9 protein-coding genes are annotated in these 15,832 nt (G+C 40.3%); 4 read left to right on the forward strand and 5 right to left on the reverse strand.

Annotated elements, in window-relative coordinates:
- Positions 1 to 44: 44 nt before the first annotated feature.
- The 5 genes from HMPREF9007_RS00980 to HMPREF9007_RS27935 all read right to left on the reverse strand — a co-directional run bounded on the left by HMPREF9007_RS00980 (position 45) and on the right by HMPREF9007_RS27935 (position 7,788).
- A complete protein-coding gene (locus HMPREF9007_RS00980) occupies positions 45 to 608 on the reverse strand; it encodes a Crp/Fnr family transcriptional regulator (RefSeq protein WP_008763802.1) in 564 nt (187 codons plus the stop codon).
- 261 nt (positions 609 to 869) lie between these two features.
- Positions 870 to 2,363 (reverse strand): RagB/SusD family nutrient uptake outer membrane protein, encoded by a 1,494-nt coding sequence (locus tag HMPREF9007_RS00975; RefSeq protein WP_008763803.1) that lies wholly within the window; start codon positions 2,361 to 2,363, stop codon positions 870 to 872.
- A gap of 33 nt (positions 2,364 to 2,396) precedes the next feature.
- Positions 2,397 to 5,474 (reverse strand): TonB-dependent receptor, encoded by a 3,078-nt coding sequence (locus HMPREF9007_RS00970; protein ID WP_008763804.1) that lies wholly within the window; start codon positions 5,472 to 5,474, stop codon positions 2,397 to 2,399.
- Positions 5,475 to 5,849: 375 nt separating this feature from the next.
- Positions 5,850 to 6,992, reverse strand: a complete 1,143-nt coding sequence (locus tag HMPREF9007_RS27930) for a hypothetical protein (protein ID WP_277754725.1) — start codon at positions 6,990 to 6,992, stop codon at positions 5,850 to 5,852.
- 133 nt (positions 6,993 to 7,125) lie between these two features.
- Positions 7,126 to 7,788 carry a hypothetical protein gene (locus HMPREF9007_RS27935; RefSeq protein ID WP_008763806.1) on the reverse strand — a complete coding sequence of 221 codons (663 nt, stop codon included), beginning with the start codon at positions 7,786 to 7,788 and terminating at the stop codon, positions 7,126 to 7,128.
- 839 nt (positions 7,789 to 8,627) lie between these two features.
- Between HMPREF9007_RS27935 and HMPREF9007_RS00965 the strand changes: the two genes are divergently transcribed.
- The 4 genes from HMPREF9007_RS00965 (at position 8,628) to HMPREF9007_RS00950 (ending at position 15,831) form a co-directional block, all read left to right on the forward strand.
- A complete protein-coding gene (locus HMPREF9007_RS00965) occupies positions 8,628 to 10,016 on the forward strand; it encodes a glycosyl hydrolase family 28 protein (RefSeq protein ID WP_008763807.1) in 1,389 nt (462 codons plus the stop codon).
- Between the two features lie 35 nt (positions 10,017 to 10,051).
- Complete coding sequence (locus tag HMPREF9007_RS00960; RefSeq protein ID WP_008763808.1) at positions 10,052 to 11,995, forward strand: glycoside hydrolase family 97 protein; 1,944 nt, start codon at positions 10,052 to 10,054, stop codon at positions 11,993 to 11,995.
- Between the two features lie 112 nt (positions 11,996 to 12,107).
- The gene (locus HMPREF9007_RS00955) at positions 12,108 to 12,623 is read left to right on the forward strand and encodes a sigma-70 family RNA polymerase sigma factor (RefSeq protein WP_008763809.1); all 516 of its coding nucleotides are present in this window, start codon (positions 12,108 to 12,110) and stop codon (positions 12,621 to 12,623) included.
- Positions 12,624 to 12,828: 205 nt separating this feature from the next.
- Positions 12,829 to 15,831, forward strand: coding sequence for a SusC/RagA family TonB-linked outer membrane protein (locus tag HMPREF9007_RS00950; RefSeq protein WP_008763810.1), 3,003 nt, complete (start codon positions 12,829 to 12,831; stop codon positions 15,829 to 15,831).
- The last annotated feature ends 1 nt before the right edge of the window (position 15,832 follow it).

The raw sequence follows: 15,832 nt of genomic DNA on the forward strand, positions 1-15,832 counted from the left end.
GTTTAAAAATTTGTCCTGCATCAAAATCTTGCCGTGTATGGGAATTATTTGTATGCTCTGAGGCGGCTGAGTGTTGATAGTGTGATGCCCAGATAAGAGGCGATATATCCCAATTGTATCCGCTGGCACATTTGAGGAAACTGAAGTTTGAATGCTTCATATCTTTCTTTTGCAGACAGGGTGAGGCGGTCTTTGTGCGAACGGTGCAGGCGTCTGTATTCGTTTTGATGAATCACTCTTCCCCAGTTTGCCAGTTCGATATTGGTCTGAAACAGCCGGAGCAGATCGGTTAGTGATATTCTGTATGCGACGACGTCCTCAAGCGTTTCCACAAATTCTTCACTCATCTTATTATAATACAATTCATCCATGCTGAAGACAATCGCTCCTTCGCACGCAAAGGAAGTCGTTATTTCCTCTCCGTTTACCAGCCAAAAAGAGCGGGTCATTCCTTCTTCAATAAAATAAGCCGATTTGCAAAATTTGTCAGCCTCTATCAGTTGATGTCTCTTTGGAAAATGACATAATACTGTATTTTCTTTTAGTATTTGTATCGTTTCATCCGAAATGGGATACAAAGAGTTCATCTTATCTATAATGTTTCTCATAAAGTAGCCTTAATAATTTTCTGTCAAGTGCAAAAATAGGAAAAACAATTCTGCCTACAATAGATGCCGGTGAAAAAGGGGGTGTTTTATCGGTTCGCTCACTAAGGAGGAGAGAAACCGGAGAGTGGGAACTGCTGCTGAAAGACAAAGAAGGTACATTTCATTCTTTGGTGAAATGTATCTTCTTTGATATCGGGAAGAGGCTAAACACATGAGTATAGCCAGCTTATTCCGGAAACGGTATACATCAATTGACGTTGCTTACCTTGGATTCTGCTGTATATTCGGATTGGCATCTATCTCGCTTTGTGGAATAGGCAGAGCTATTCTCAGGTCGGTAGCTTCTATCTTTTGTGCGTTAGACGCTTTCAAAGTCTCAAGATGCCAGCTGCCCTTGCGTTCAATAGCCAGACCATTGCGTAAGTAGTCGTAGAAGACTTCCCCTTCTCCAACCAGTTCCTTGCGGCGCTCTTTAAGAATCCTGTCCAGAGTAAAAGTCTCCGTTGATACTTGCTGACTGGTATCCGTGGTACGGCGGCTGATGATGTCATTCAGATAACCTTGTGCTTCTTCAAGATCCGTTCCTTTTTTCAGTCCCGCTTCAGCCGCGTTCAGATAGACTTCAGAAAGGCGGATGATGCAAATGTTATTAGTTTTGGGATCATCTCCGGTCTTGCCGGGGAACTTGGCAAGATAGACTTTCTCGTGCATGGCGGCAGCCGGAAGTCCGGTGTTGTTTTCGATGACAGATTCCTTCGTCAGGCAGTGGCGTACATCCTTGGGGTCTTCATTCAGCAGGTTCAGGAAATCTTCCGACAAGATCAGATTATTCCAGTCGACCGTTGCTTCGTTGGCATAAACCATCGGAGCACCCTCACCGCCCGTACCTCCTGAAGGTTCGGATAAAGTGATGTAAAGTTCGAATAATGATTCGGACTGGAAATCCTGTCCCCATACATTGGGATATTCCTCATAGCTGTAAAGCTGATAACGTCCGCCGTTGTTTTTGATGACGTCCGTAGCAGCATCATAAGCCTTCTGATATTCACCCATATTCAGATAGACTCTTGACAGTAATGCCTGAGCTGCCCAGTAGTTTATATAGCCATTGGATGTCTCTTGTCTCAATCCGGACAGTGCATTGCTCATGTCGCTGACTACCTGTTCGTAGCATTGTGCTACAGTGCTGCGTGACGGTTTATGTGTGGGATCGGAAGGGGAGGTCTCGATGGGTACTCCCAATGAAGCCCCCTTGTCATTCGTATAAGGCATTCCGAACAACCGGGTCAGGTTGAAGAGGGAAAGTCCCCGCATCACCAGTGCTTCGGACTTGATGCGGTTCAATTCTTTAGTATCACTGCTTTGAATACTGCCCGACTCTATTTTCCGTATCAGATTATTTGTCTGTCGTATTACTTTATAAACAGTATTCCACGGCAGTACAATATTCAGATTATCGGAAGCGAGCACATTGTATTCATAATAGGGAGATACGCGTTTTCCGTCTCCTTTGGTGATACGTGCCTGTACATCGGCGGCACGGCAATCGCCGTAATACCAATAGTTGTCTCCGTAGTAGCTATGGCCGGATGCCAGACGATAAATTCCGTTCAAAGCGATCTGGGCATCGTCCAATGTTACGATGGCCTGTCCTGTTTCTACCGAGCTGGTGGTGTTAAGGTCTAGCCAGTCTGCCGAGCAGGAGCTGTTCAGTAGAGCCATTGCTGTAAGTATGTATATATGAATTCGTTTCATTATGTTGTTTATTTAGTTAGAATGATAGGGATGTTAGAATGATAATTGAGCTCCGAAACTGAAAGTACGCATGGCGGGAGCCTCGCAAAAGACTTCACCGTTAACGGGTGTTTCGGGGTCATACTGTTTCCATTTGGCCCAGGTCAGCAGATTATTTCCCGAGAAATATACCCGTACTTTGTCAATCATCAGCTTTTGAGTCCACTGGTTGGGCAGTGTGAAGCCGAGGGTAAAGTTTTTCAGGCGTAAATGATCGGTACTGTGGATATAGCGGGACGAGTTGGTGGAAGTAGCCGGTTCACCATATACGAAACGTGGGGTATCCGTCTGATCTCCGGGCTTGTGCCAACGGTTCATCATGTATGCGGGCAAGTTGTATCGTGAACTGTAGATGGAACTGCTGCCGTTTTCAATATAAGTTCCCAGTTTGTCGAACGAGTAACCGCCCAGTGAATAAGTCAGTGTAAAGGTCAGGTCTATCCATTTGTAATTCAGAATATTGGTGAATCCTCCTGATACTTTGGGAGTAGCGGTTTTGTACGGAATAGATTCTGCTTTGACAGCGTCGGTGGTGAGTTCCCGATTGTAGCTTCCGTCTTCATTTTTTGTATTCAGATAATATTGGGCAGAACCGGTCAGCGGGTCTACTCCGGCAAACTCTTTTACATAAAACGTATGATAGGGGAGTCCCACTTTATGGATGAACCATGTTCCCTCAATCGTCTGGTCTAATAGTCCGTTGAGTGAAACGATCTTATTCCGGTTATGGCTCAGGTTGAAAACACTGGTCCAGTTAAAGTCGTTGGAAACAACATTCAGCGTACGCAATTCAAACTCTACTCCCTTGTTGTTCAGGCGTCCGATGTTGCTTAAATAACTGGTAAATCCGGTAGTGGCGCTGATGGGGAGACTGTAAAGCAAGTCTTTGGTATCCCGGTTGTAATATTCCAGACTCGCAAAAATACGATTGATAAATGAAAGATCGATGCCCAGATTCAGGCTGTAATTCTTTTCCCATGTCAACAGATCATTGGGTTGTGCCGATTCATACGATCCGGCTGCCTCCATGTAGTTTTCTCCATAACTGTACAATCCTTTGTAGCCGTAGTATGAACCGGGCTGATTTCCGTTTACACCATACGAGGCACGTATTTTGACATCACTCAGAACTGGCTTTACGGCTTTCATGAAATTCTCGTTGCCTAAATGCCACATACCTGACACAGACCAGAAATTTCCCCAGCGGTTGTTGGGTGAAAGGCGTGAACTTCCGTCGCGACGGTAACTTCCGGCGATGTAGTAACGGTCGTCATAGTCATAATTCAGTCGTGATAGATAAGAAATCATCCGATAGGCTTGGGTGGCAGACTTAAAACTGTTCAATACGGCGGCATTATCCGGTTCTGTCAGTTTATCACTGGGGAGTTTGGACTTTTCACCCGAAGCGTGGTCTGTCTGGTAGCTTTCTATTTCATAAGCCGCCAATACATCGAGATGATGTTTGCGGGCGAAAGTACGCACATAGTTCAGTGAGGTCGATGAGATCAGTTTGCCGTATTCAATGAAGCCTTTGGCTGTCTGGGCGTCGCTTCCGCTTTTAGGACCTGCCGAGCTCAGAGGGTTATAGTAGCGTGAATCCTTCTGGATAGTATAATCATAGCTTAATGTCTCTTTCAGTTTGAGACCTTTGATCGGCTCTATCGCTGCGTAACCGGTTGAAAACATACGTGTCATGCGCACACGGTTGTAATCGGTGAGTATGTCGCGCAACGGGTTCAGGCTGGTGCCGTCATAAGCTCCTACGTAGTTTCCTTCTTCATCACGCACCACCATGGAAGGGGTCATGGTCATGGCTACGCACAAGAAAGGGTTGATGGATGATCCGCGTTCCTCATTCATTTCCTGATTCATTTGCGAGAACATCATATTTGCTCCTACTTCCCCGTATTTGCCGACTTTCTGCGTCATGTTCAAGCGCGCAGAGTAACGGTCCAGGCTGGAGTTTTTGGCCAATCCTTCCTGATTGTTGTAGCCGAGCGAAGCATAGAATGTAGAACGGTCGTTACCGCCGGAGACGGAAGCTTCATAACTCTGATGCATAGCGGTGCGGAGCAGCTCTTTTCGCCAGTCCGTGTATCCCATGGCCGGCTTATATGCATATGTGCCGATATTGGAATTGGCATATTCATTCGGAGACTCCATACCGTTGTCTATTGCGTAATTCAGCAATCCTTCATAGAGCAGTTCTTCCCGTTGGTCACCGTTGAGGGTAGGGCGGAAGTCGACGGCCGCATGAGAGAAGCCGCCTGATACGTTCAAGTCCACGCGTACCTTTCCGGTATTTCCTTTTTTAGTCGTGATCAATATGACGCCATTGGCGGCGCGGGAACCATACAGAGAAGCCGCTGCCGCATCTTTGATTACAGTTACGTTTTCAATATCCGACGGATTCAGCGTACTCATTATATTGGTCTTGGAGTTGTTCATATATGCTGCATCAGGACCACCGGAACTCATACTCCCGGAAGTAACCGGTACTCCATCTATGACAAACAAAGGTTCCTGTGAAGCGTTGAACGATCCCATTCCTCTGATGCGAATACTTTGGTTGGCACCCGGTTGACCGGAACTGCTGGTTATTTGTACACCGGTAGTCATACCTTGCAACTTTTGCTCAACGCTCATCACGGGCACTTCTTTCAGCATATCTGTACGCAGCGTATTGGCCGATCCTGTGAACGAGGATTTGGAGAAATTACCATACCCTGTTACTACTACCTCGTCAATATCCATCGTTTCGGGAATCAGTACTATTTTGAGTTCTTTCTCTCTGCGGGGGACGCGTATTTCCTGTGTCTTCATTCCTACATAGGATACGACCAGCAGCTTGGTTCCGGTTTCCACGGACAATTGAAACTGACCGTTGATATCGGTAATCACTCCTTTGGTGGGATTCCCCTTTACACTGACGGTGGCACCGATAAGTGGTTCATTATCCTCTGATGATATAACAACACCGGATATGTTCAGTTGCTGAGCGGATGCATATGAAATACTCAACAAACAAAACAGTAAGCTAAAACATAATGTTAACCTTTGATTAATCTTCATACTTTTATATTTAAAAATACATTTGCTATAAAGTCGATACAAAGGATATACCAATAGGATATAAAGAAATGCTGAAAAGATAAGATACAGATTAACAGCGGGGTTGAAAAAAATGATATTATTGGGGAGGTGTGGAAAAATGTGGAAAGGTGTGGAAAATATCCCCAATCATTGGTACGATAAATAGCATGGCTATATGGATTATCGTACCGATAATGATTGGGGATATAGATATTCACTGTGTAGGCAGCATTCGCTCCTATGTTCAGATAAACGTCAGTTTCTGCGGTAATTCAGATAAACTTCTGCTATAGGCATGATAAACGTAGTGTTCAAACAAGTTAATCTAATCGGCAGATGGATTTACAGAATTACTTAAAGTTCACACTTTGGCATCCGCTGCCCTCCGATGTAAAGTCCCTTCACTTTTAGGTTCATGATTCCTGAAAATGTTGAAGATGGATGTGCTATCGGTTTTACAAAATAGATGTTTTTCATCACAAAATTTTGTATCATCTGGTTGTTGTCTACCATAGTTTGGATAAGAGCCCATTTATTTCCCGGTTTCCAGAAAGAACAATTTTTAATTTCGATCTTTTCATATAAAGGCCAAGAAGTGGAACTATTGTAGTTCACGAATCGGATGTCTCCACTACCATTTCTGCCGACTATTGCATGATAATTATCAAAATAGAAGCCTTTTAGTAGTCTGCCGCACGTGTCGGTTTCAGGATTGTTGCTCTTGGTATTGATTCCTGCGCGTATACAGTGGGCTAAGCGTGTCCATCCGATGGCATTGCTAATACGGATGTTCTCGGTATCGGAGTTGCTCCAGTTGAGGCGATCTTTGTTGTAGACACCTGCAGCCGCGAAAGTATTTCGTATTTCTGCCGGATTTGCGTCCGTATTGGTTAAATTGATGGATTGGTTTTCAGTGTAGGTGCGTCTCGGAAATTCATTCGAGGGATTATAATGACCAGTTGCAAACGCATCGTCATTTCCTAAAGTAATGGAGCCATTGACTGTGATGTTCTTGCCACTTGAAAGATTGAGTCCGTCAATCCATCCATGATTGTAGGGAGAAAGGCCTTTTATGTTGTTCAGATTAATGTCCACGACATCATGTGTTTCCCAATTCCATTGCTGAGAATCTCGCATATATGTATCATTAAATGTGATGTTGTTTGATTTCTTTATCACTACACCACCTTGATGTGGGGTGTTTTTTGCGTCTTTTCTGTCGGTTGAGAAAGAGAGGCAGCCTTGCCCATCATGTATGCCACGACCGGAAATTGTTATATAGCTGGAGTAGGCAATGTATATTGCAGGCTCGATAGCTTCTCTACATTCTTTCTGACGGTTTATCATGAGTGCATTTTCGTCGGTATAAACGAAAAGAGGTTTTCCACCATTGTTGGCGTCTCCGTTCCAGTTGTGTATTTTAAGTCCCGACCAGAGATAGACACCGGCGGGGATGTATAGTGTATTGAGTTCGGGTGTATTTTTGATTTTTTCCAAAGCCGCTTGTAGTGCATCAGAGAGGTCGTTGCTGTCTCTTGCTCTTAAGTTGGGGAAGGCTACTCTTTTGCTTGTATATGAGACGAACCGACCTGCTTCGTGATTCCAGGTGAATAATCTTCCATCATTAAGACTAGCGTCTGTAACGCTCCCCGCAGGGCGGCAGATCTGTCCGACTGAGTCCGTAATTGGATTTTTTTCGCAGATAGTTTTCAGAAAACGTCTTGAAATTAAGTACATTGGGGGCAGAAAGCGAGGGTTGCTTTGCTGGTTCCTCCAGAGGGTCGTTTATAAGCGTAAGTTGCGGGTTAGTTGTGGAGGCATCTTGCGGATCATCCCCGTTGATAATCACTATGGCATATGGCAAGTCTTTCACCATTTCGAATGTGAGTGTTTTTCTGTCAGCACTGATCGCAAGCGCCTTTTGTGGATAAAAGCGCACTGGGTGGATAGTAACACTGTTGATCTCGGTCCCTCCTATGATATTGATCTCAATTTTAGGTGTCAAGCTGTTTGAGGCAAAGCGGGCAACATCCATATTATGCCCTTGATTTCCGTTAACAGTATTGTCGTAACGGATGGCAGGTACACTAACATTTGCGACTTTCACACCAAATCGTGCGGATATAACGTCATTTCTTACATGTGAAGGGTAGGCTACTCCGCTCGGTCCTGTGGCTGGGATGGTAAATGGTGTGTATGCATGTACGATATTGTTTTGTGCATACAAAGGTACTTCTGTCAATAAGAATAACATTACTGTCAGAATGTTGCAAAATAAAAAATTTCTATTCATAAAATTATTTATATAATAACTATTATTTATTTCAATTTATAGGTTTACAAAGAACGGAATTTTTTTTGAGAGTAATTAGGCTGAAAAGACACAGGGGGTATCCTTTTACGTTGCATTGCTTAAAAAAAAGAATTATGATTCAAATTAACCTATAAAATGCAATAAATAATCCCGGAGGAGTGAGTTTTATTCAACCTTGCATTATAAAATTGAAAAATAGAAGGGCAAAGAATCTGTAAGAGCGGTTTCACTGAACGATACAAAACATGTATTTGTCGGATGAACTTTATTTTTATCATAAACATATTAGCATTTGTTTTTAAAACATCTTATACAGTAAGGAGTTATCTCTCTATCTTTGTTTGCCTGCCGATATGAAAATCAATTACTGAAGATTTCTCACAAAACCGAACTGTTTGGGTTATTGACAGAGAATTCAGGAGAATTTTTTTATATGGTGGAGTGATAATCTTGAAATGGAATATTTGCAGGCATCCAAATATACCATACCTTCTGCTGATCGAAGTTGGGACGGTTGGAGCAATCTTATGGGGTATATGCAACTATACATAATATTAATCTTTAAAAGAGTCTGGTATCAATGAAGTTTGCTGAATATTGACCTTTGTGTTGGCACGGATGGTGTTTATTGTTTAAAGCCGACTATGATAATCATAATATAAAGAGATATAGTATGAGATAAAAAAACATTTTATGGTATAATTTGAATAATATAACACCATGATAGGAAATATACTACTTTTTGCTTCAATATGAATGAAGGAGCTACATCTAAATTAGTCATTTTTGCTCCCATAAATTCCTAATAAAGAAGTTAAATGAGAAGAATAATTTGCTTACAGTTATTGATATGGTTGGGCTTTTTTTCACTGGTAGCTCAAACATTGAATATTTATCCTATTCCCAAAGAGTTGATCTATAGCAAGCATAATGATGACTTTACAGTTTCAGTACGTTTACCCGGAAAAGAGTGGCAGGATCTATATGAGTATCGTGTTTTGGTAGATATGGATAACCCACAACCGGCCTCGATGGTGCAATTTGACTTCTCCGGCAGGGTGGAACTTCGCATAAGACCTAATAATCAAATGATTCATAAAGTAAAGATACGCCCCTTGTCAAAAGGAATTGAGTATACAGTACGTGAAAATATGATTTATTTCTCTTTGGATAAACCCGGAAAGTTCTCGATAGAGATTAATGAAAATAGAGTAAACAACCTACATGTATTCGCTAACGAACCAGAGACAGAAGTGCCCAATCCAGATGATCCTGGAGTGGTCTATTTTGCTCCCGGATTTCACCGTCCAAAAGATTTGCCGGGAAATGCATTTACTATATCTTCCAATACTACTGTTTATCTAGCTCCCGGGGCAGTTGTGAATGGAAAGTTTATCTGTAATAATGTTGAAAATGTAAGATTTATAGGCCGGGGATATATTGATAATCCGGTACGTGGATTTGAGTTTACGCATAGTAAGAATATAGAGATAAATGGTATTACAGTTATCAATCCTGATCATTATACCGTATTGGGAGGAGAAGTAGACGGATTGAAGATTAATAACCTGAAAGCGTTCAGTTGCAAGGGATGGAGCGATGGCATTGACCTTATGAGTTGCAAAAATGTAGAGATTAAAGATATATTTATGCGAAACTCTGATGATTGCATAGCTCTTTATGCACATCGCTGGACATATTATGGGAATGTAAAAAATATAAAGGTATCTGACGCTATTTTATGGGCCGATGTGGCACATCCGATAAATATCGGAGGGCATGGTAAGGGAAACATTCTAGAGGATATTACTTTCTCAAATATAAATATACTACAGCATGATGAAGATGACAGGTTATATCAAGGCTGTCTTTCTATTAATGTGGCTGATGATAATGTTGTTCAGAATGTAAACTTTGAAAATATTTGGATTGATAATATTGAAGAAGGGCAGCTTTTTAATTTTAGGGTATTATATAATCCAAAGTATAGCGTATCACCCGGAGGTGGTATTCAAAATATTAAAGTCAAAAATATATATTATACTGGATATGGGGAAAATCCGTCAATAATTGAAGGGTATAGTAAGGAGCGTTTAATAAACAACATTACTTTTGAGAATATAATAATTAATGGAAAACAAGCCGGTATACTAGAAGATGCCAATATAAAAGTTGGAAAGTATGTTGAAAACCTAACGTTTCGGTAAGTCAATTTTCATGAATAAAAAATCAGTTATATATAATGAGAACAATTTATTTATTTTTTAGCTTCTTCATACTATCTATATTTTCTGTTTTTGGATCTATAGTAGATGTAGAGAAAACGCATATAAGAATAACCTCCCCTGATAGTTTGATACATTTTCATTTTTATCAGCGGATGGATTCTGACGAACAATATCATCTTTATTATTCCATATCGTACAAAGATAAAGTGACCATAAAAGAATCCCGAATGGGATTAGAACTTGATAATAAGGTCTGGGAAATGGCACTCGCAGAAGATATTCAACGAAAAGACAGATGGTATTACGATTTGATTTTTCGTACCGTCGAATATAAGAATTGTAGGAATAATTGGAAACCTCTTTATGGTGAACGTGGCTTGGTTACAGATAATTGGAATGGTGCTCTTCTTAAATTTGAAAAGAGTAATAATTCGGGTTATTCCATGGATATTGAAATTCGAGTCTATAATGAAGGAGTTGCTTTCCGTTATCTTTTTCCTGAACATCCGAATGCTATTTACCATAAAGTCATAGCTGATGATACGGAATATACCTTCGAAAAGGGGGCACAGACTTGGTGTGCTTCGTGGGCACAGGGAATTTATAAGCAATTAAGCATATCCGAATGGAAAGGAATTTATGAACGTCCTATGACGATAGGGTTACCCAATGGATTATGGGTTTCTATAGCGGATGCTGATGTAGCTGATTGGTGTTTAAGCCGCTTTAAAAAAAATATTCAGAAACAAAATACAATATCAACGGATATGTATGATGTGGTTGATGTTGTGACTCCTGGAAAGACACCATGGAAAGCTATCTTGATAGCGGAAACACCAGGTAAGTTGCTTGATAATAATGATATGATCCTGAATCTGAATCAAGATTGCACACTTGATTTTAGTTGGGTGAAACCCGGCAAGATTCTGCGGGAAATAACGTTAACTACTGAAAATGCCATTGAGTGTATTGATTTCTGTGTGGAACACAATCTCCAATATATTTTATTTGATGGAGGCTGGTATGGTCATGCTACTACATTTCGGGCGGATGCGAGCTATGTGTCTGTACCAATTGATCTAGCAAAAGTGATTGCATATGGTAAGGAAAGAGGAATAGGTGTCTGGTTATATGTTAACCAACACGCTTTACAAAAACATGCAAAGACACTATTTCCTCTCTATAGGGAGTGGGGTATAGTAGGTTTAAAGTTCGGATTTGTACAATATGCAACCCACCGATGGTCAGTCTGGATGCATGATTTAGTTAAATTGGCCGCTGAAAATCAGCTTATGGTAAATATACACGATGAATATCGTCCCTCAGGTTTTAGCAGAACTTATCCTAACTTGTTGACCCAGGAAGGGATTCGGGGAAATGAAGAGTTTCCGGATGCAACTCATAATACCATACTACCATTTACCCGTTTGATTTCCGGTGCTGCGGACTATACTATTTGTTACTATGATAAACGGCTGAAAACAACACACGCTCATCAATTAGCAGCGTCAGTAATTTTTTATAGTCCGTTGCAAACATTATTTTGGTATGATAAGCCTTCTTTTTATAATAATGAGCCTGAAATTACTTTTTTTGAAAATTTGCCAACAGTATTCGATGATTCAACTGTGCTTTTGGGAGAACCGGGTAAACAAGTTTTTATGGCACGCCGGAAAAAAGATGATTGGTTTGTTGGCGGTATTACCAATAATAACGGTTCTAATGAGATAATTACATTAAACTTCTTAGAGCCGGATAAAACTTATTTGGCAATTGTGTACACCGATGATGAGAATGAGAGGACCTCAACTCATGTTAAATGTTCCAGTTTTCTAACGGATTCGTCACAACAAATGAAATTTAAATTAAAACCTAGTGGTGGAGTGGCTATTCATTTTGTTCCGGTGATGAGAGGTGAACGGATTAAATATAAGAAATATAAGGGGCAATGGTTGTGATATATAGTACGATTTTGCTCATGAATAGGAATATCCCATTTTTTGTGCTAAAATGTCCTTGTGTTTTTTTATCAGATGACTCATATTTGCAGTGACTAATTAAAGTGATGTTATGAAAAGCATGGAAACGAAAGCATATTCGATAATTGAAGAAGCGTATAAAGAATATTATCCGGTTATATACCGATATGTTAGATGCCGTATAAAATGTAAATATGAAGTTGAAGATCTAGTGCAAGACGTTTTTATGCGTTTGTTGGATTATGACAATATGCTTCAAAAATCTACCATTCAGTCTTTTCTTTTCACTATCGCACGTAATCTTGTGACAGACTATTTGCGCTGTTATTATAGAAAACAGGAAATGATATCGTGCGCCTATGAAAATGCTATTGAATTTACTTGTGGACCTGAAGAAGAAATCATTGTTAAAGATTTACTTTTCATGGAAAAAATGAGGTTAAGTGTATTTCCGCAACAACGTCAAAGGGTTTATTCCATGAGCCGATTTGAGGAAAAAACACTAAGTGAAATTTCAAAAGAACTTCAATTGAGCATGAGTACAGTAGAAAATCATCTGTTTATAGGCAGAAAAATTATGCGTAATTATATTCGAATGTGCATTTAAGTGAATATATAATGCATCAATATGATTGGTGCGATAGTAATTTATTGCATCGTGTATAGTAATTGTTTAAATGTTGGACTGACAAAATCATTTATACAGGGAACGTGAAGGTATTCTTGCATATATGATTTAGTATATTTTAATTTTATACAGTCAATTTAAAATTAGTGTTAATTAATATTTTGTTAAACATCAATCTTGTACAATGAAGAAAAAGATTTTAAAATGCTGTATGGTAAGTGCCCTGCTTCTTACTTCTACTGTGTATGCACAGCAGATTCAGAATATACGGGGTATGGTTGCCGATACTGATGGAAAGCCCTTATCAGGGGTGGTAGTCCAAGTGCCGGGGACGAAAAAGCAAGCATTAACGGACGTGGACGGCTATTTTGATTTACCGATTACAGAGGGAACGAAACTCAGTTTCTCTCATCCTGATTTTTACTCTCAGGAGACATGTTACAAGAAAAAAGGACGTTTCATTGTCCAGATGGCTTCACGTGCGATGCCCGGTCCGGAAGATAAAGAGATAGTGGTCGACCGTTTACGGGGGACTTCTAAGAAAGGAGAATTGACAGAAACAATTGGTTTTATAAATGGGACGTCAGTTACATCCACTCCTACTTATAATTTTTTAGGGGCTATACAAGGAAGGATGCCGGGGCTGAATATTTATCGTCAAGGTGGTGATATGCCAGCTGCTTATGGATGGAAAGTACGTAATTCACGTACGAATTTATTTTTAGTGGATGGAATTGAACGTGACTTTTACACTATGGACCCAGATCAAATCGAAAGCGTACAGGTGTTGAAAGATGGACTTTCTACCGTGATGCTGGGACAACGTTCTGCTGCAGGTGTCATTAATGTGATAACAAAGAAAGGTAACGTAGGTCGTCCTAGGTTTTCATTTACTGCCGAAACAGGTTTTGAAAAAGCGTTAAAGCTGCCAGATTTGCTTGGAGCCGTAGATTATATAACATTAGTGAACGAGGCCTATGCTAACGATCTCCGTGAACCGGGAGCTTATATTGAGGCCTATAATCCGGCAATTATAGAGAAATACCGAAATAAGGAGAATCCTTACCTTTATCCTGATGTGGACTGGTATGATGAGTTGTTAAATAATACAGCTCCTGTTCATCGCTACAACTTTAATGTATCTGGAGCTACGAATAGCTTTAATTACTTTGTAGATCTTGACTGGTATCGTGAGAATGGTTTTTTTAAAACAAATGATGCGAATAGTTACAATACCAATGCACAGACTAACCGATTTTCTGTACGCTCTAATTTAGGCGTCAAAGTAACTTCAACAACTTTTATGCAGATTAATCTGGCTGGACGCCAAGAACGTTATAATCAACCTGCTGCAGGCACCCGGTCATTTTATAGTAATATACTTACTACACGTCCTAATCGTTATCCTGTTTATAATCCGGATGGATCTTATGGTTCGTATATAGACTCGAAGGCAAATCAGAATTTGAAAGGTCTGTTATATGACAATGGTCATCAGTTTAAAGACAGCCGTCATATGTCTTTTGATTTGACGATCAAGCAAAAAATGGATTTTTTGCTTGATGGTCTTTATTTGGAAGCTACTGGTTCTTATTATTCTGCGACTTCATATCTTACTACTCGTAGTAAAGAGTTTGCAGCTTATTTATATAAAGAAGATGGTTCTTATCAGCAGGTAGGTGAAGATAAGGACCAAGGTAACTCTGGAAATAAAGACCAGCGTTATCGTATTACTTTCTTGAAGGGAGCGGTTGGCTATGATCATTCATTCGGTAAACATAGAGTGGCTGCTTTGTTTGTAGCCGATCTGAATCAAATCCAAGATCAAAATGTACAGAAGGGATATTTGAGAAATTATACAAATTATTCCGGTCGAATGAATTACAACTATGATGATCGCTATTTGGCTGAGGCTGTATATACTCGCGGTGGATATAACTGGTTGGCTCCGGGCAACCGTTGGGCCGATTACTGGGGTATGGGAGCTGCATGGAACGGACATAATGAATCATTTGTGAAAGAATTGAATATCTTTAGTACACTGAAGCCACGTATTTCTTATGCAGTAACAGGGCAGGCTATATGTGATTATGCTGAATATAAACAGTCCTATAGCACCTCTAAGGTTCATGTGTATGGTGGTCCTTTTGATAATAAATGGACAGAGGAGAACAAAACTGCTTCGCGGCTTAATCCGGAAATAGCTAAGAAATTAAATGTAGGTATTGATTTGGGATTTCTCAATGATCGCCTAGCCTTTACATTTGATTATTATCAGAATAAGTTTTCTGACGTGGTGGCTACTTCTGAAATCAAGACGGCGATTCTTGGCAATGTTTACCCACGTTCTAATTGTGAAAAATATTCTTATACAGGTACGGAAATGGTACTTACTTGGCAAGATCGTATAAGAAATTTCAATTACTTCATTAATGGTAATTTAAGTTTTGAACAATCTAAATTCGAATATTCTCCGCAACTACCGAAGGCTTATCCGTGGATGAGTCGATTAGGAGATCCGGTAGGAATGACCTATGGATATGTGGCTGATGGAATTTTCCAAAGTCAGGAAGAAATCGATGCTTATGATGCTTTCTTGCCATCTGCTGTGAAGAGTACGATTATGCCGGGGGATATTCGTTATAAGGATTTGAATGGTGACCATATTATTGATATTCACGACCAGACCAATTTAGGTTCAAAGAAGGCTAAGGGATATTATGGTATTTCTGCTGGATTTAATTATAGAGGATTTGATTTTTCTGTATTTGCGCAGGGAACTCTCAATCGCCAAGTGTATTTGAACGGTGACTTTATGGACGGTTCAGGAAAAAGCGGCGAGGGTGCTATTACTTCTTATGTTTTAGGACGTTGGACTCCCGACAATCATACTAACACTCATACTCGCGTATGGTATGGTAGTAATAATAACAACAGGCAGACTTCCTCATTTTGGATATATGACGCAGATTATTTTCGCTTGAAAAACGTAGAAATTGGTTATACGTTGCCTACATTGTTGACACGCAAATTAGGTATTCCTTCCGTACGCATCTATGCGCAAGGCATGAATCTGCTGACGGCTTCTGAGATTTTTGATGTACGCAAAGATATTGATCCTGAAATATGGGGCGGCAGTTTCCCTATGACACGTACTATTAACTTTGGTATAAGCATAAAACTATAAA

Origin of the sequence: Bacteroides sp. 1_1_14, from assembly GCF_000162515.1 — a bacterium.
In the GTDB taxonomy this organism is placed as follows: domain Bacteria; phylum Bacteroidota; class Bacteroidia; order Bacteroidales; family Bacteroidaceae; genus Bacteroides; species Bacteroides thetaiotaomicron.

Bases quoted from the DNA above. Each gene is read 5' to 3' on its own strand.
- HMPREF9007_RS00950 (WP_008763810.1), top strand. From the start codon at position 12,829: ATGAAGAAAAAGATTTTAAAATGCTGTATGGTAAGTGCCCTGCTTCTT.
- HMPREF9007_RS00980 (WP_008763802.1), bottom strand. From the start codon at position 608: ATGAGAAACATTATAGATAAGATGAACTCTTTGTATCCCATTTCGGAT.
- HMPREF9007_RS00955 (WP_008763809.1), top strand. From the start codon at position 12,108: ATGAAAAGCATGGAAACGAAAGCATATTCGATAATTGAAGAAGCGTAT.
- HMPREF9007_RS00975 (WP_008763803.1), bottom strand. From the start codon at position 2,363: ATGAAACGAATTCATATATACATACTTACAGCAATGGCTCTACTGAAC.
- HMPREF9007_RS00960 (WP_008763808.1), top strand. From the start codon at position 10,052: ATGAGAACAATTTATTTATTTTTTAGCTTCTTCATACTATCTATATTT.
- HMPREF9007_RS00965 (WP_008763807.1), top strand. From the start codon at position 8,628: ATGAGAAGAATAATTTGCTTACAGTTATTGATATGGTTGGGCTTTTTT.
- HMPREF9007_RS27935 (WP_008763806.1), bottom strand. From the start codon at position 7,788: ATGAATAGAAATTTTTTATTTTGCAACATTCTGACAGTAATGTTATTC.
- HMPREF9007_RS00970 (WP_008763804.1), bottom strand. From the start codon at position 5,474: ATGAAGATTAATCAAAGGTTAACATTATGTTTTAGCTTACTGTTTTGT.